Origin of the sequence: Parasphingorhabdus sp. (assembly GCF_965233695.1) — a bacterium.
In the GTDB taxonomy this organism is placed as follows: Bacteria; Pseudomonadota; Alphaproteobacteria; order Sphingomonadales; family Sphingomonadaceae; genus Parasphingorhabdus.
The window spans coordinates 1,901,377-1,917,736 of sequence record NZ_OZ247497.1; the positions used below are offsets into that span (position 1 = coordinate 1,901,377).

Sequence of the window (16,360 nt, forward strand, 5' to 3'; positions counted from 1 at the left end):
GCTACTGTTTTTTATCCTGAGCTGCCCACCAGTCGCCGCCAAGTGCGACGCGGGTAACCGCATCAGTATTCGTCGGCTGGTGTCCAATCTGATGGGAAGGAGCCGGAATTTCGGCGACGCGGTTCTGAAGCCTGCCAACTCCGGTCACTTCAACTTCAACGACGTCGCCCAATTGCATCGGTCGCGAATTGGCCGGGGTCCCCGTCAATATGATATCGCCCGGCAATAATGTTATGTGGCGGCTCAGGTCAGCCAGTTGGTAATTGATAGGAAAGGTCATGTCTTTCACGGCATCTTCCTGAACGACTTTGCCGTTCAGATATGTGCGCAAAACCGACTGCCGGATATCAATCCCGCGCACGATGCCGGGTCCGAGGGGGCAGAAACCGTCCATGCCCTTTACCCGCGTCATGCCACCTGCGTCGGTGTCACGGTAATCATGACAGCCAACGTCATTGGCTGGCGCAAATCCGGCGATATAATCCCACGCGTCTTCCGGCCCGACATTCTTCATCGGGCGACCGATGATCGCGGCAATCTCGCCCTCATAATTGATATACTGGCAATCCGCTGGACGGTGGAGCAGTCCGCGGTGGCTGTTCAGAGCCGTCGTCGGTTTCATGAAATAGGTCGGCGTGGTCAATTCGGGCGCACGAAATTCGACGCGACGAGAGTCAAAATTGAGGTGGATGCAAATGATCTTGGTGGGATCACAAGGTGGCAGGTAAATGGCATCACTCTCGGCTATCAGTCGCCCGTCCATAAGCTTGAGTTCGTCGCCCTCGACCGTCGTCCATTCTGGACGCCCGTCACAGAGGATGCGGCGTTGCTCAAAGCGCTCACCTTCCAAAACATTCATGATCATCTCCTTAGCGGGGGGTTAGCGGGAAGGACGCAAAGCGCGTCGTTGTGTAAAAATGCCGGCTGAGCTCGCCACCTTCACGGCCCAGGCCGCTTTCTTTGACGCCGCCAAAGGGCTGACGCAGATCGCGATTGAAGCCGGTATTGATCCAGATCATTCCGGTTTCGAGGCGGTGGCTCATATAATGTGCGGTGTCTTGCGAACCGGTCCAGATATAACCAGCCAGTCCGAAGTCGGAATTATTGGCGATGCGCAGCGCGTCGTCGGCATCGTCAAACGGGATGATGACACCAACTGGGCCAAAAATTTCCTCCTGAGAGATGCGGGCGTCGGGGCTGGCGTCGACAATGGCGGTAGGCTCGACAAAATAGCCCTTGTCCAAGCCTTCCGGACGACCGCCACCAAACAAGATCCGGCCTTCATCCCGCGCAATATCCAGATATCCCATCACCCGGTCATACTGGCCCTTCGAGACCAAAGGACCCATACGAGTAGTCCTATCCAACGGATTACCAGGCGTCCATGCGGCAGCCACTTCAGTGAACGCTTTGAGAAAATCGTCGTAAATTGACCGCTGCACCAAAATGCGCGAACCGGCAATACAGGCCTGACCGCTGTTCATGAAAATGCCCATCGCAGCGGACGGGATAGCTTTCTTCAGGTCAGCATCGGCAAATATGATATTGGCGGATTTACCGCCCAGCTCAAACGAGGTGCGCTTTAGGGTGGGGGCGGCACGGCCTGCAATATCCTTGGCGGTGGCCGGAGAGCCAGTGAACGAAACACCAAGCACATCAGGATGCTCAACCAACGGTGCGCCTGCTTCACGGCCATGACCAAGCACGACGTTATAGACCCCGGCGGGCATTCCGGCTTCCTCGAACACTTCGCACAAAACCCCCATCGACAGCGGCGAAAGCTCGGATGGCTTGTGCACCGCCGAATTGCCATAGGCGAGGCAAGGTGCCATCTTCCAGGTGGAGAGCATCAGCGGCGAATTCCACGGGGTAATCAACCCGAACACACCGGCGGCATCGCTCATCGTATAGGTCAGCAGATTGTCGTCGCGATTATATGCGCGCTCTCCTGCGAGTTCTTGCTCCTCGGCAAAGAAGCGCAGATTCCAGGCCGAGCGTTCAACCAGCGGATGCGGACCCGGGTGAGGCGGCCCGATTGGTCCGCCCATCTCCAGCGTCTGCAGGTGCATGATCTCGTCGGATCGCGCCTCCAGAAGATCTGCTGCCTTGAACAGGGTCTTGCGCCGAAAGGCGGCTGGCGCCCGCGACCATGCACCATCGTCAAACGCCCCACGCGCTGCATCGACAGCAGAATCGATATCGGCAACTTGCCCACGCGCCGCGACGGTGATGACTTCTTCGGTGGCCGGGTTCACGACATCGAAAACACCGCCATCGGCAGAATCGCGAAAACTACCATTTATATAATGCCGGGCGGGACGGACTGTCTGTTCTTTGCTCATAATGTCGGCATCCCTGCTGGAGTAAAATCGTGGCCAAAAGTGTCGACCGCATAATATTCGCTCTGATGCGAGGCGGTCCTTGGACCCCAACCAATTTCAACCTGAAAGCCGGATGGCGAAATGCAGTAGAAAGAGAACATCTGGTCGTTGGCGTGCTTGCCGGGCGTAATCGCGATGTCGATATTGGCCTGGGTGAGGCGCTCATAAGTTAGAAAGACATCGTCCAGCGTGCTTACTTCGAGCATCAGATGATCAAGGCGACGCTTGCCGGGCATTCCGAAGGACAACGTGTGGTCGCGCTGGTTGCAATGCAGGAAAAGCAATTCCAGCGTCTCTCCGGTGGGGATCGGCACCTTATATTCGATGCCGCCGCGCATCCCGAGCAACGTATAGAATTTCGCCAATGCGGACAGATCGCCTCGCGACAGCATCATGTGGCCAAAGCCGCCATCACCCGTAACGAAATGACCAAACATGCCTCGACCCGGATAAAATGGGCGGTGCGTGTCGACGCGCGGCCCGTGAAAGATTTCCAATGCAAGATCATTCGGATCTGAAAGCCGCGCCATTGCTAGAACATTATTTGCCTCGGCATCGGCCTTGTCTGCGACTTCAAAGGAAACACCCTCCGTCGCCAGTTTCTCGAGAAGTCCGTTAAACTCCGCTTCGCCAGCAACCCGCAATCCCGCCGCCAGAATGTCATCGCCGCTATTTTCTTCCAATATGATACGGTTGTGCCAAAGGTCCGTCCGCAGCAGCAGCTTCGCGGGATCTGCTGTCTCGCATACCTCCAAGCCAAGCAATTCTCCGGCAAAATGCCGCCAATCGGCAAGGCTGGAAACCCCAAGCCGGACATATCCCAATTCTGTTATTCCGTTCATGATCATGACTTTTCCCCACCCATCGTTTCATTCGCGTCTGGTGCCGCGAGGCCTGTCAGAAACAGACCTACATCTTGCCGCAAGTTGCGATCGAATTGCTGACGAGTGATGTGGCCGTTCAAAAAACCGCCCAAATGCAGATAGTAGATGCCAAAAAGCACCCGCGCGGCGACGAACGAAGGATGCACCGGATCAACTTGCCCGTCGGCTTTTGCAGCTTCGATCAAAAGGGTAAGCCGAGCGAGAACAGTGGTAAGTGGTTGGGCCGCAATTTCCTTTTGATCATCACTTACAGCCGAACCAAGTTGACGGATCAGCACTCGCGCCAATTCGATGTCTCGTTCGTGATAGCGTACAAGACAATCGAGGAAGGCGATAATCCTGTCCGCAACCAGCGGAAGATCTTTTGCTTCAGCATGGGCGCTTACCACAAGGTCCATGATCTCGTCGTGAAAGACCAAAGTGAGCAGCGCTTCCTTGGTCTTGGCATAGATGAAAATCGTGCCCGCCGCCACGCCGGCAGCTTCCGCAATTTCCTGAGTCGTCGTGGCTTCGTAACCCTTGTGGGTAAACAGCGCACGCGCGGCAGCTGTGATTCGGGCGCGCTTTTCCAGCTTGTTCTGCTGACGGCGCCCAGTTGCTGCCTGACCCATTTCACTCTCCTTGGCCAAGGAGATAAAGAGAATCGGGTGGCATTGTCAAGAATAATGAGTATAGTCATTTTTATGTTGAACTTAAAGTCACGCTAATCTAAGCCTTATTTAATCAGAAAATGAGCAATGATATTGATGTGACTCATTATACGGGAGAAGGATGTGCGAAGCATAAAGGCTCGCGAGATATTAGCTAACGGGGGAACACTGCTGAATGGCTGGTCGGTTTTCCCAGGTGCCATGCTGGCCGAAGCAATGGTTTCACTCGGCTGGGATTGCTACACTATCGACGCCCAGCACGGGATTATCGGCTCTACAGAAATGGTCGATATGCTTCGTGCCATTTCGACGACTGAAGTCACACCGATGGTTCGAATCGCCGCTAATGATTCGGTGTTGATCGGGCAGGCACTTGATGCCGGAGCTATGGGAGTGATCTGCCCACTGGTGAATTCAGCCGACGAAGCGGCCGCTTTCGTAAGAGCCTGCCAATACCCGCCAGATGGAACACGCAGCTCCGGACCGACGCGCGCGATCTTTTATTCGGGCTTTGACTATGGCGCGAATGCCAATCAGCAGATTCTCAAATTCGCGATGATCGAAACGAAGGAAGGTCTGGAAAATGTCGACGCCATTGCGGCGACACCCGACCTCGACGGCCTTTATGTCGGCCCCTCCGATCTGTCACTCGAACTAGGTGGTACGGCAGGATATGACAAAGACGAGCAGCATATGATTGATGCCTACAAACGGATCGCAGCTGCCTGTCAGAAACAGGGGCTTGTCGCTGGCATTCATTCTGCCAGCCCAGCCTTTGCCGAACGAATGGCCGGACTTGGTTTCCGCCTGATAACGCTCGTCGGCGATCTGAATTTCATCATGGCAGGCCGCGCAAGCGTCGCTGACACCCGGAGCCGGATTTCAGCGACAGAATAACAACAGGATCGAGAACGATAATGACAATTTCAGCAGATGATATTCAAGCAACCGCCCGTCGCCTGCATCAGGCTGAGCAGACCAGGAAGCGCATTCCCCAGATCTCCAAGACCTTTCCGGACATGACCATGGCGGATGGCTATGCCATCCAGTCAGCATGGCTCGACATCAAGCGCGCAGAAGGACGGAGACCGATCGGATATAAGATTGGGCTCACTTCGCGGGCGATGCAGATCAATTCCCAAATCGACGAGCCCGATTATGGCACGCTGCTTGACAATATGTTGATTGCCGAAGGCGGGGACATTCCGCTGGACCGCTTCATCACTCCGCTGATCGAAGTCGAGCTCGCGTTCATTCTGAACGAGCCGCTCAAAGGTCCCGGCGTCGGCCTGACCGAAGTCTTGGCCGCGACCGAATATGTGACACCGGCGCTGGAGATCATCGATCTGCGCGTCGAGCCGGTTGATCCGGAAACCAAGCAGCCGATGCGCGCACTCGACACCATCTCCGACAATGCGGCTAATGCTGGGATTATCCTCGGCGGGCGTCCAATGAAACCCGATGCGATTGACCTGCGCTGGGTGGGATGCATCCTCCACAAAAACGGCGTGGTCGAAGAAACCGGACTGGCCGCCGGTGTCCTGAACCACCCCGGCAACGGCATCGCCTGGCTTGCCAACAAGGTCGCTCCGTTTGACGTATCACTGGAACCCGGCCAAATTTTACTAGGCGGCTCGTTCACGCGCCCGGTATTTGCGAAAGCAGGCGACGTCTTCCATGCAGACTATGGACCGCTGGGCGGCGTTGGCGTGCGTTTCGTTTGAGCGGGATTAGCCTAGATGTTCTGATCCAGTGATCCATAAAGCTATTGTCTCTTTTTGAGCCCGTGGTGGGCGTTGGAGCCGGATAAGCTGTCTCGAGCGTCTGATGCAATTTCAAACTGAACCGGCCTCCCCGTCTTGCGCTGGGTGATCGCTGCACGTTTCCGAATATCAGTGCCGCTCACCAGGTCGCCGATTTTTAGTTCAACGAGATCACATCCCCTGAGTTTGCTATCAATTGCTAGATCAAAGAGTGCTCGATCTCGAATGCGCTTTTCACGATCAAGAAAGAACCGGATCGCCCAAATCTGTTTCTGATTGAACGGGCGCTTGGGTCCGACCTTGGCACCAAAGTTCCAAGGCACGCGATTTTGGGCCGCAGGATCATATTGTGAGTACGTCATCTTTATTCTCCTTGGCCGGAATGGCGACTAAGAATGTCCGCTTTCAGAGACTAAGAATCTGTGGATTTTCGTCTTGGATTGGGGCGCGAAGCGGACAAAGGATCTTAGGCGTCTATAATCGGCGGACAGCATGGTATCGAAGATTTGGGAACTATCCCATCTTTTGCGGATTGGGCCCGACTGATAAAACCACAGACCGGGATGATGCGGGGGGCAACCAAAGCTTAATGCCGTTGACGCCAATATGGCGGCGTAAGGCTCATTCACGCGCAGCCTGTTTCGTCCTAAGTATTGCCAGTGTTGCAGGTGGGTTCCCAATATATAACCATCAAGCCAGCTGTTAAACATTCGTGCATCAACCGCGTTTGACGGCTTCAATACGAGGCTTGCCAGTGTCTCCTGAAGACCAAATCAGCCGTGACCAAATCGGCTTTTTCGCGAACCTTCCTGAACCAGGCGCCAGCAGCATTGCAACCAGCTTTGTTACCGGCCGTGTTGCACCTTTCATGTGCTGCCCGCACCACCCGGACAAAGCCGGTTCCCCTTCGGTGCAATCCCGCTTCTCCCTGTTTCTAACGGATGTTCGCAAGCCGGAATGGTTCCGGTTTGAAGATTAATATCAGGAGAATACCCATGACAAATATCGTACTATTGGTTGGACGTGTCACTCGCGATCCAGAAAGCCGGGAAACAAACAGCGGCACAACGGTTACCAATCTTTCAGTCGTAACCGACCGTCCGGCCCGCAACAGTGAAGGCAAGACCTACAAGGATGAAAAAGGCTTTACGGTCAAGGATGCAGAATTCCACCGCATCACTTGCTTCAACGGCCTGGGCAAAAACGTTTCCCAATACTGCACCAAGGGCCAGATGGTTTCTATCGAAGGCCGTATCCACTACACCCAGTGGGAAGATGCTGATAAAATCAAACGCTATGGCTGCGAAATTCTTGCCGACAAGGTGGACTTTCTCACCCGCGGCGCGTCCCAGGATAACAAGGATGCACCCGATATCGATGAGTGATTAACAATCCTCATCGCCAAAAATTCAGGCCTCGCCGGTTTCCCGGCGGGGCCTTATTTTGTTCTTTTTGCGTGGAGGTAGAGGCTAGCCAGCTGAAGCGGAACCTCCAATTTTTAGCACGGCTAGCGCCTGCTCTTCATTCATTTTCCCAAGCGCAGCTCCTATGCGTTTAAGACCTTTTGCGCTGAACGCTTCGATACCGCTTCCCAACAACATTCGCCCAAGTTCGGTTGCCGCCTTGGTCTCCAGTTCCCGCTGCTTTGCGTCGAGCTTTGCGCGTTCGTTTTCGAGTTTTTTGAGTGCGGCTATTGCGCCTGTTTTTCTGGTCATGAGATTTCCTTTCTCTCAGTTTTGACCCCTTGAAATTTCATAGTGGCATATATCCACACCTGTAGGAAAACGGTTTTTCGCGGATATAATATGGACGGCGTAATATGGTGCTGGGGAGGGTTTTCTCACTTGAAGTCCAAGCATGATGCGCGAAGGGCTACCGCGTAAAGGACGACGGGGCCCCACCATTTTACCACTCCGGCGGCTGCGCCGCCTTACGCGATAAAATCGTTTCCCCCATCGCCGCTTCGCGGCCGTCTGTTCCAGCCGGTCCTGTGACCCGGTAGCCCTTCACGCATCACCAGACCTTCTGTCAATTTTGGCAAATTTCAGGAGGTAGATATGACACAGGCAGTTGATACGATATTTGATGCACAAAGTTATTTTGCGGCAGTAGAAACAGCGGAACGAAGGGCTCTTCACAGCTTCTTCGATCAGCATGTAGTGGAGGACGATGACCAAGGTTATATAGCTTTGGATGAAGGAGATTATAACGTGCTACCGACATCGGCGATGAACAGAGTTGTCCATACCGTCCACGGGGCGCTGCTGGATGAATTCTAAATGTTAGAAAGGGCAGGGGCCAATCAGGTCTCTGCTCTTTTCATTCCAGGAAATTATTTACCAAAAGTCGAATCTATACAATCATTAACGGTAGTGAATTGCTAACAGTCAGGAACAAAGTTTATTCAGAATTTCCGTATCGATTCTGGCCATTTGCGACCCGGGCTGGTGTCGATACGGGAACACCCAAATCGGGTGATATTCGGGCGGCGGAACACCCATTCTGCTGCCCTTATTTTTTTGCGATTTGAGCGCCTGCGGGCGCCTCCGCATCGCGCTCTATGGCCCAAGCCTGAAGGCTTGTTTCACCGAGCCGCTGCCTACGTTTCGGCCTATCGGTGACGATCGCTGGCGCAAGGGCGGCCCGGGTGGCCCGCTGATGATGAGCGGGTTTTTGTAAGGTCGCACTCTTTCCCACTACGCTCCCCCAGAGTGCGGTGTTATTTGCTAACCCGCTGGCACTCTTGCCTCTCTCCTTGCCCGGTGGGCGCTGGCGCACTGCCGCGCGCGCACACCACCGCGCGGCGTCGCGCCGTGCAAGGGTGCCGTCTTTTTTAGGCTACAAAAACTAAGACGATTTGAAGGACTTCGATCACTGGAGAATGGCTGCCGAGCTGGGAACAAAAGGGTGCACACCGTACGCAATGTAGATTGCATGAATGGATGGAAAACGGCAGAAAACTAACAAATATGATTCCTCAAATGACTATCAGTTAGATGGGTCAAAATTACAGAGGGTCGCCCGTCGCCACAAGACAGTACGCCTAAAACTGGACGGGAATGTTGCCCGACGCGCTTCGCTGAAAGTCGGCGTGACATGGGATATTGCGCTTCCCGGATTTGGATTGCGGAAGCGCATAAACGGGAAAGTCACTTGGGTCGTCAAATACCGCTATTGCGGACAGCAACGGATGAAGACGTTGGGCGCGGCAAGCGTGCTTACTGCCCATATTGCAAGAGCCGAAGCACGAAAGCTAATAGCGGAGGCTGCGCTTGTCGGACTGCCCACAAAACCAAAGCAAAAATATGTTCCCAGATTTGATGAATATGTCCACGAGTTCTGGCGCGACTATGCGCAGCACTGGAAACCAACAACCCAAAAGGCCTGTCAGGGATACATTGCTCGGGAGCTAGTACCCGTATTTGGCAAAATACAGATCGACCAGATCGTTCGCACTGATATCAACAGGTGGCGCGATGCACTTTCCAAGCGGACCGGCATATTCAACCGGACCATTCCCATACTATCCGTGATGATACGCTATGCCGAGCAATTGGGGTACCGGTCCAAGGGAACAAATCCTTGTCGCGGTGTATCGCGTTACAAGCGCGATCTTCCGGAACGCTATCTGTCGCCAATTGAATATAAGCGATTGGGCAGGGTGCTGGCAGAATTTGATCTTCCCAACCTCGATGTTGTTCCCGCCATTCTTATGTTGCTCTATACCGGAGCGAGAGCCTCTGAAATTGAAATGCTACGCTGGCGCTATATTCAGATACCGCGCCTCGTGCTGCCGGATAGCAAAACTGGCCCCAAGACCATTTATCTTAATCGGCAGGCCATTGATGTGTTTGAGGCGCTCAATCAGGGACAACCCGATGATTATGTCTTTCAGGCGCAGCGGTCTAACGGCCCCATCAAACTAAGCCAATATTGGCACAAAATCAGGAAACGAGCGGCGCTTCCAGATGTCCGGCTGCACGACATACGCCATAGCTTTGCCTCGACTGCCATTGCAGATGGCGTCCCACTTGCGATCATCGGCAAACTGTTAGGACATGCGTTGCCAGAATCTACTGCGCGCTATGCGCATCTGGCAGATGATGTGATCTGTGAATCTGCCGAGCGTGTTTGTTCGGGTCTCGCTTCTCAAATGGGGTTGTCTCATGACCAGCTATGACCTCAAACGCGTTATTGGCGAAGAGCTTGCCCGCGTCGAAAGCCGATTTGATAAATTTGGCAAGCCGGAACGGAAGACAGTCTTTGATAAAGTCGTCCCTGGCTTTGGCGTGCGCAAACATGTTTCAGGTCGGAGGGTCTATATCCTGCAAATGCGCATCGGCGGACGCCAGCGCACGGTCACGATTGCCAATGCCGCCGTCATCAGTGAGGCGGTGGCAAAGGATGTGGCGCGGCGTCTGATCTTGCGCATTGAGCTTGGCATGAACCCGGCGGATGATAAGAAGCGCGCGCGCAACATGCCAAGCTATGAGCAGTTTCTGGAATATTATTGGGAAACATCATCACCCAACTGGAAGCCATCGACCCAAAAAACCCAGAGCTTTTATCGCGGAAAGCATCTCAACAAGTCCTTTGAAGGCAAGTTTCTCGATGAGATCGAACCCGCTGATGCCATAAGATGGCATGCGCAACTTTCCCGCGCAGCAGGACCGGGAGCAGCAAACCGCGCCAGCGAAATCTTGCGCGCTATGTTCAACAAGGCCGAGCAATGGGGATATCTTCCCCAGAGCAGCAATCCGTTTAATGCAATCAAACGTAATCGTGGGCGCAAGATCGAGCGCTTCCTTGCCCCAGAGGAAGCAGCGCGATTGGGAAAGGCACTGATCGAAGCGCGCAAAGATAAACCAATGATCGCGACGATCATCATGCTGCTAGCACTTACTGGTTGCAGGAGGGGGGAGATCGTCAATCTCAAATGGTCAGAGGTGCATGGACGCCGTCTGAAACTAAGCGACAGCAAAACCGGACCGCGTATGGTTTGGCTCGGGAAAGATGCGCAGGCGCTTATAGCGGGCATCACGCGCCAGAAAGGTGATGCGCAGGTGTTTCCGATGGAACACAAAAGGCCGGGTAACGCGGTCGGGTGCTTTTGGACAAAGTTTAGGGTGGAAATTGATCTTGAGGATTTGCGGCTTCATGATTTGCGCCACAACTATGCCAGTCTTGCTGCGCGGCAATCAGAGACGTTGCCGATGATTGGTAAGTTACTGGGACATTTAGCGATCAATTCCACTCAACGATATGCACACCTGGATGATGTCACCCTGCTTAGGACGGTTGATAGGATTGGGGATGTGATCGCATCTGAGATGCAGGCACCAGAGTCTATGGAACCGGCCAAATTGCAAAACGAATAAACACAATGGTGCATAGGCCTGCAAGTTTTCGAATGATGATACTGAAACGCGACGCTACGTTGTGGAAACAAAACAAGGAATGATCATATTTGCGGCGAGACCTAGGAGCCCGAAAACAATTGTCACCAACACCAAAATAGCGCTCAATGGAATTTTATCGCGCCAAAACCGGAAATTTTTTTGCTCATCAATCCAATCGATCTGGTGTTCCCAAAAGAATTTAAAATGAGCATACCAACCACTAAATAAGATCTGCTTACTTATACCTATGCCGTAGTATTCACTTTCGATATCACTAAGTTTTTTTAATAAAGCTGGGAGCTCTTGGTCATTCGCTGTCTCAACTGAACGATATAAGTCACGGAGTTTATTGAAAAGCTGCGTCAATTTTCGCCCAGCGTCTTCATACTTCATTTTTTCCGTATCGTAGAAGTAGATGTAAAGCCCGGCGATCCCAAAAATTATCAATGTTGCAGCCAGCCACTTTTCGTTCAGCACTTCAAACACAAGGGCATAAATGCCAAATGCCATTGAAACAAATCCGATCCACCCAGGCACCTTTTCAACAATGTCGTATGTGGCGAAATGTTTCTTCGCGCCGAAGCCGACGTTGTAACCGGTTTCCGCGATTGACTTAAGAAGTGCATCTTTGTTCATTCAATCCTGCCTAATCAATTGGGACTACTATCCGATCAGTCGCAACCACTACTCCATTTTGGAGCGCAACGCATTCAACGATGTGGTCGCCAAAAAAATTCGTGCTTTCTGTCCTAGTGTGCTTTCCTCGGTCAGGGATCAGTTGTCCACGAATACAATCTCTCTTAATTGCTTTGGGGCCGCGATTTAAAACTTTCCAAAACATTGTGTATTCGCCCGGTATATCACTTGTTACAAAGAACCGGAGCGATTTGTCTCGCTTCAATCTTAATCGGCTAGCGAGGGCATTAGTCAGAAAGTAAGGGCGAAACCCGTCCTGCGTAACTTCACAATCAATTTTAATGTTGTAACGGACATCATAGGCGAATTGATCTTCGAAAAACTCCTCGGTATTTCGCGCCTGCGAACCATCTTCTGCCATAAAGGATTTGGCCAAGGTCTCAGTCGCGGAAGGAAAGGGACGCCCATAGACCTTCCTCCACTTGGAGTTTTGTGTTGTTTTGCCTTCTGCCTCTATTGCTTTCACACAAAGGTTATAGGCTTTCTTAGCTTTTCGCTGAAATTGCTTTTTGACGGAAACTCTTTGCCCGCTTCCCAATGCCGCGAAGTAATCCTGTTTCGGAAGATCTTTTAGATATCCGAAGAAGTCCCTGCTCATCAAATCATAGTACAAATAGCTCTTGTCGTCATAGTAGCTCGTAGAATTTAGAAAATTATGAGCCAGCGTATCAACCAATAGCCCTCCCATACCTACGCCGTGCTTATTTTTCCAGGCTCTGGCCATTTTGCACAACCGGCGGAGGTTGCTATTTTTCTGTACATCGAATTCTTTCATCGCTGCGATTTCTTCGCGGGGCTTCGTTATTTTCCAGCTGCCATCGTTGTAGGTGTCTGGGTATTTGAAGCTATCATCTGCCTGCTGAAAAACAGGTTGAACTTCGACATGGAAATTTTGATAAAGCACACGCACGACCAAACGATCTACTTTTACTAGCGTTGTTGGATATCGGCTGGATATCGCGTTTGCCGCGTCTCTCAATAATTTTGATTGTCCACCGTCCTTGTATATATCCCATTTTGACGCCGGCATGATGTATAGCATATCGAGGTCCGAAATTCCTTTGATTGCTGTCTTTCTGCCGTACGACCCAACCTGCAAGCTATTGGCTGTTTTTGATTCCGTGTCCCGAAATTTCTTATTTAGAGCAGCCGTGATTTCTCCGTAACGTGATGAAATCGTGTCTGCATTATCAACTGCAAGATTTGACAAGAAATCGTTGAAGGTATCGGCAATGCTCATACGAATTCTCTCTTAAAAGAGTTACTTAAGTAATAATTTTCATGAAACAAGTGGAGTCAACTTGAACCAGGCTGTTTTCCTTGACCCCGATACCGAGAAGTCCGATAATCTGTGTATGACAGCTAAGAAAACTCATCCTGATTCAATCGCCGGGATACAACGTGATCTGCCTACCTCAAGTCTGTCAAAGATGATGGAGGATTATGGTATCAATCGCGACATTGCGCTCCGAAAAGCAATTGGCGGTTATGGCGCAACCGAAATGGCAATCACCAGAGCACAGTTCCAGACCCCACTTGCTGATGTGATGAAACAATTTGGTACCCCAAATATCGGCAAAGAGCTGTTAGAAAGTGGCATATTTGGTAATATGCAGAAAACCAACTTTAGTGCATTCTCTGGTATCGACATGGACGAATTGTTCGGACTGACAACTTGGCAGAAACAGCTCGCCGATATGAATAAGGGCGTCCTAGGCTTAGTGGCGGGACAAAATAGTGACCTGCAGAAGGCGCTGGAGACTGTTAAGGGCAATCTATTTTCAAGCGGTATCTTGGATATTGGCAAACTCGATCCCCTTAGTGAAAAAGCGAGAGAACATCTGGATACTATCATGGGGCGTATCCCATCGCTTGGATTGACGAATGATAAGTTTGCAGCCTTGGCCGGAATTGGAGATGTTTACGGAATAGGGAAGTTGCACAGTGCTATGACCCGATCCATCCTTGGCGGTTGGCACACAAATGTTGATCTTCCGAAACCCTATTGGCGCGACATAGACAGTCGTCGCGACTTTTATCGTGACGCAGATGTTGATGAAGGGCTGGTCGAAGGAGATGCTGAAACGATTATGGAACTCGGAATTTCCTGTGGAGTGGTATCAGGTAAGATTGAAGAGGAAAAAGCCTCTTGGACATTTTCAATCGGCAGCACCATTGTGTCGGTTTCATCTCCTAATATTTCCGGTGATACATTCAATCTTGTAGGCTCAATCGAATTGGCAATACGCCGTTTTATAATTTCGAAAATGGAAGAAAAATTTGGTCCTCGATGGTTCAAACAGCGCGTTGCGGGTGAGATATTTGCTAAAGCAAAAAAGACTAGGGAGCAGGCACTGAAGGGGAATGAGCCGAATTCGCCACTTATTCATTTCATAACATTAGGCGAACTAATGGAGATTATTCTGCGCAAGGATAACTGGTCTGATATATTCGAACCAGTTTTCCGCGACCGAGACTGGTTCAAACGCGACATGGGCGTTTTGCTTTTGGCGCGGAACCCCAATTCGCATTTTCGCGTGAACGACCCTGTAAGATTAACGGAAGCCGCAATCGTTACACAGCGTCTGAATGATCAGATGCGCGACGATGGCAAATGGTTAGACGATGCCAGTAACGAAGTATGAGCGTAGCAGATGACTTTCGTGCATTTCGATCAAATTATCTAATACCCGCTAATCTTGTGGGTACTATCTCCTATCGCTACAAAAGAATTACAAAACAACTAAATAAAGATTTTTGGAACACGGAATCCGAAAGCGCGCACAGTTTCTATGTCGGCTCTTACGGACGAGATTCTGCGGCTCAGGGCGTTAGCGATCTTGACGTTGCATTCCATTTTTCACCCCCAGTCTTCGTCAAGTACGAAAACTATATTGGAAATGGTCAATCAGCGCTCCTTCAAGCTATTCGATTTTCTATCCAAAAAACCTACCCAATCACCAGAGTAGGAGGGGATGGGCAAGTGGTCGCAGTCGATTTCGACGACGGAATCACATTCGAAATATTGCCGGTTTTTAACGGCAATGATGGTGCTTACCTCTTCCCTGACTCAAATTCAGGAGGTTGTTGGAAGCTTTGTTATCCAAAAAAAGAGATTGCGGCCTTCTTAGCGAGAGATAAATATACAGCTAATGGGAATTTGAAGGCAATCTGTCGAATGGCAAGAATATGGAAACAACGCCACAACGTTCCGATCGGAGGAATGCTGATAGACACTCTTGCTTATCAGTTTGTCTTGCTTTGGGAGTACCGAGACAAATCATTTATGTATCACGATTATCTGGTCCGAGACTTCATGAAATATCTTGCTAATTCTGACAAAGATCGAAGTTACTGGAGAGCACCGGGGAGCAATTCGTTTGTCCATAAGAAAGGCAATTTTCAGCGCCATGCAAAGATTGCATACGAAAATACGTTGAGTGCTATAGATCATCAAATAAACAAACGCCCATATTCCTGTAGAGAAAAATGGAGAGAAATATTCGGACCTACGTTCGCATAAGCGTATGTTTGGAGTCAGTTGAGGGAGCTTTGACCTTACAGCCTCCGATTTTAAGCGCATTATAGTGGATTACCCGGAATCAGGGCAGGGCGACTTAACACTAAAGTTGTCACGTCGTTTGTGTCTGCTGAAGTCGCTACGGGAACAATAGCTGCCCTTCGGGAATCGCCCCAGTTTCGGTCGTTCCTGCCCCAAACAACACCGCCCAGAAGCAGACATAATGTATTCGAGCGCGATCATATCAATCGCTCGCGTTGCCTAGAATTGGCCTAGTGCGAACGCCCGCGATGGGCGACAGGATAGGGTTTCCCTTCCAATCGAACATAAGAATGGGCGGTCATTGCTTTGCCAGCTCTTCTTCATTGTCTTCTATATTCTCTTCTTTGGGGATGACTTCACCGTCTATCACATCAAACTCTTTCGCAAACTTTGAAAGTGCGGTTTGCATATTGCTGACCGCGATCTCAAACTGGTTCACGCTACCAAATTTCACTCCGGCAACCGGTTCAAGGCTGGCAACCAGTTCCTCCGACTTATCAAGATTATAACTGAGACCTTTAAGTGCAACCTCGCGCATAAACCGCGAGTGCTTGAGCTTCTCCTCAATAAGATGCTTTCGGGCGTCGGGCGCGTTAGCTTCGAGCAGCTCAAGCTCTTCCTCAAGCGATTCAATTGCCTGACTATGGTCGATGATATTTTGGGCATAAGCGAATTGTGCATGGATATGTATTTCGGCGCGGCCCCTTAATTTCAAATCTCGCAGATCGAATAGCTTCACCCGATTGGCCTCATAAAACCCCTTCTGCTTAAGAGCACCCAAAAAATAGCCTATGGTAAATGGCCCCCAAGGTTGTCCTATCGTTTGCGAACGGTTGGCAAGCCGGGTGAAGTTCAAAACGCTCAAGACGATATCGGCAAGAAATATCGCTGCCTCACGTTCCCGACGACGGCGCGCGCCGCGTTCCTTGATCAGTTCTGTTGCCAAAGCGCCGCCAGTAGCCAGGAATGCACCGATTGTAACGGCAATGAGCGTGTCGAGACTGCCCATGAAGCTCATTATTGAT

At 51.2% G+C, this 16,360-nt stretch carries 17 protein-coding genes and 1 pseudogene; 9 read left to right on the top strand and 9 right to left on the bottom strand.

Annotated features, from left to right (window positions below):
• Window position 1: 1 nt before the first annotated feature.
• From ACO6S1_RS09080 to ACO6S1_RS09095, 4 genes are read right to left on the bottom strand one after another with little or no spacing between them, the layout of a single operon-like run.
• Window positions 2-859 carry a fumarylacetoacetate hydrolase family protein gene (locus ACO6S1_RS09080; protein WP_422345987.1) on the bottom strand — a complete coding sequence of 286 codons (858 nt, stop codon included), beginning with the start codon at window positions 857-859 and terminating at the stop codon, window positions 2-4.
• A 10-nt stretch (window positions 860-869) separates the two neighbouring features.
• Window positions 870-2,342, bottom strand: coding sequence for an aldehyde dehydrogenase (locus tag ACO6S1_RS09085; RefSeq protein ID WP_422345988.1), 1,473 nt, complete (start codon window positions 2,340-2,342; stop codon window positions 870-872).
• Window positions 2,339-3,223 carry a VOC family protein gene (locus ACO6S1_RS09090; RefSeq protein WP_422345989.1) on the bottom strand — a complete coding sequence of 295 codons (885 nt, stop codon included), beginning with the start codon at window positions 3,221-3,223 and terminating at the stop codon, window positions 2,339-2,341. The genes ACO6S1_RS09085 and ACO6S1_RS09090 overlap by 4 nt, the downstream gene beginning before the upstream one ends.
• A 2-nt stretch (window positions 3,224-3,225) precedes the next feature.
• On the bottom strand, window positions 3,226-3,876 hold the full coding sequence (locus tag ACO6S1_RS09095; RefSeq protein ID WP_422345990.1) for a TetR/AcrR family transcriptional regulator: 651 nt from the start codon (window positions 3,874-3,876) through the stop codon (window positions 3,226-3,228).
• Between the two features lie 162 nt (window positions 3,877-4,038).
• Here ACO6S1_RS09095 and ACO6S1_RS09100 point away from each other — a divergent pair, with 162 nt between their 5' ends.
• Window positions 4,039-4,812: an HpcH/HpaI aldolase family protein gene (locus ACO6S1_RS09100; protein ID WP_422345991.1), complete on the top strand. Its 774-nt coding sequence runs from the start codon at window positions 4,039-4,041 to the stop codon at window positions 4,810-4,812.
• 20 nt (window positions 4,813-4,832) lie between these two features.
• The gene (gene hpaH, locus ACO6S1_RS09105; RefSeq protein ID WP_422345992.1) at window positions 4,833-5,639 is read left to right on the top strand and encodes a 2-oxo-hept-4-ene-1,7-dioate hydratase; all 807 of its coding nucleotides are present in this window, start codon (window positions 4,833-4,835) and stop codon (window positions 5,637-5,639) included.
• A gap of 83 nt (window positions 5,640-5,722) precedes the next feature.
• Here the strand turns inward: hpaH and ACO6S1_RS09110 are convergent.
• Window positions 5,723-6,040: pseudogene (locus ACO6S1_RS09110) on the bottom strand (integrase); the annotation flags it as partial.
• 392 nt (window positions 6,041-6,432) lie between these two features.
• Here ACO6S1_RS09110 and ACO6S1_RS09115 point away from each other — a divergent pair.
• Both ACO6S1_RS09115 and ACO6S1_RS09120 read left to right on the top strand, forming a co-directional pair.
• Complete coding sequence (locus ACO6S1_RS09115; RefSeq protein ID WP_422345993.1) at window positions 6,433-6,657, top strand: hypothetical protein; 225 nt, start codon at window positions 6,433-6,435, stop codon at window positions 6,655-6,657.
• 16 nt (window positions 6,658-6,673) lie between these two features.
• Complete coding sequence (locus tag ACO6S1_RS09120) at window positions 6,674-7,063, top strand: single-stranded DNA-binding protein (protein WP_422345994.1); 390 nt, start codon at window positions 6,674-6,676, stop codon at window positions 7,061-7,063.
• An 84-nt stretch (window positions 7,064-7,147) separates the two neighbouring features.
• Here the strand turns inward: ACO6S1_RS09120 and ACO6S1_RS09125 are convergent, their stop codons facing one another.
• On the bottom strand, window positions 7,148-7,393 hold the full coding sequence (locus ACO6S1_RS09125) for a DUF6437 family protein (RefSeq protein WP_422345995.1): 246 nt from the start codon (window positions 7,391-7,393) through the stop codon (window positions 7,148-7,150).
• Between the two features lie 342 nt (window positions 7,394-7,735).
• Here ACO6S1_RS09125 and ACO6S1_RS09130 point away from each other — a divergent pair, with 342 nt between their 5' ends.
• The 3 genes from ACO6S1_RS09130 (at window position 7,736) to ACO6S1_RS09140 (ending at window position 11,056) form a co-directional block, all read left to right on the top strand.
• Window positions 7,736-7,957 carry a hypothetical protein gene (locus ACO6S1_RS09130; protein ID WP_422345996.1) on the top strand — a complete coding sequence of 74 codons (222 nt, stop codon included), beginning with the start codon at window positions 7,736-7,738 and terminating at the stop codon, window positions 7,955-7,957.
• Window positions 7,958-8,769: 812 nt separating this feature from the next.
• Complete coding sequence (locus ACO6S1_RS09135) at window positions 8,770-9,858, top strand: tyrosine-type recombinase/integrase (RefSeq protein ID WP_422345997.1); 1,089 nt, start codon at window positions 8,770-8,772, stop codon at window positions 9,856-9,858.
• On the top strand, window positions 9,845-11,056 hold the full coding sequence (locus ACO6S1_RS09140) for a tyrosine-type recombinase/integrase (protein ID WP_422345998.1): 1,212 nt from the start codon (window positions 9,845-9,847) through the stop codon (window positions 11,054-11,056). Before ACO6S1_RS09135 ends, ACO6S1_RS09140 begins: the two co-directional genes overlap by 14 nt.
• A 54-nt stretch (window positions 11,057-11,110) precedes the next feature.
• On the opposite strand, the gene ACO6S1_RS09145 is transcribed toward ACO6S1_RS09140, so the two are convergent.
• Window positions 11,111-11,713 (bottom strand): SLATT domain-containing protein, encoded by a 603-nt coding sequence (locus ACO6S1_RS09145; RefSeq protein ID WP_422345999.1) that lies wholly within the window; start codon window positions 11,711-11,713, stop codon window positions 11,111-11,113.
• 10 nt (window positions 11,714-11,723) lie between these two features.
• Window positions 11,724-13,013 (bottom strand): SMODS domain-containing nucleotidyltransferase, encoded by a 1,290-nt coding sequence (locus ACO6S1_RS09150; protein ID WP_422346000.1) that lies wholly within the window; start codon window positions 13,011-13,013, stop codon window positions 11,724-11,726.
• A 61-nt stretch (window positions 13,014-13,074) separates the two neighbouring features.
• Between ACO6S1_RS09150 and ACO6S1_RS09155 the strand changes: the two genes are divergently transcribed.
• Both ACO6S1_RS09155 and ACO6S1_RS09160 read left to right on the top strand, forming a co-directional pair.
• Window positions 13,075-14,418: a hypothetical protein gene (locus ACO6S1_RS09155; protein ID WP_422346001.1), complete on the top strand. Its 1,344-nt coding sequence runs from the start codon at window positions 13,075-13,077 to the stop codon at window positions 14,416-14,418.
• Window positions 14,415-15,296, top strand: a complete 882-nt coding sequence (locus ACO6S1_RS09160; RefSeq protein WP_422346002.1) for an SMODS domain-containing nucleotidyltransferase — start codon at window positions 14,415-14,417, stop codon at window positions 15,294-15,296. The genes ACO6S1_RS09155 and ACO6S1_RS09160 overlap by 4 nt, the downstream gene beginning before the upstream one ends.
• A 337-nt stretch (window positions 15,297-15,633) precedes the next feature.
• On the opposite strand, the gene ACO6S1_RS09165 is transcribed toward ACO6S1_RS09160, so the two are convergent.
• Window positions 15,634-16,281 (bottom strand): hypothetical protein, encoded by a 648-nt coding sequence (locus tag ACO6S1_RS09165; protein WP_422346003.1) that lies wholly within the window; start codon window positions 16,279-16,281, stop codon window positions 15,634-15,636.
• Between the last annotated feature and the right edge of the window lie 79 nt (window positions 16,282-16,360).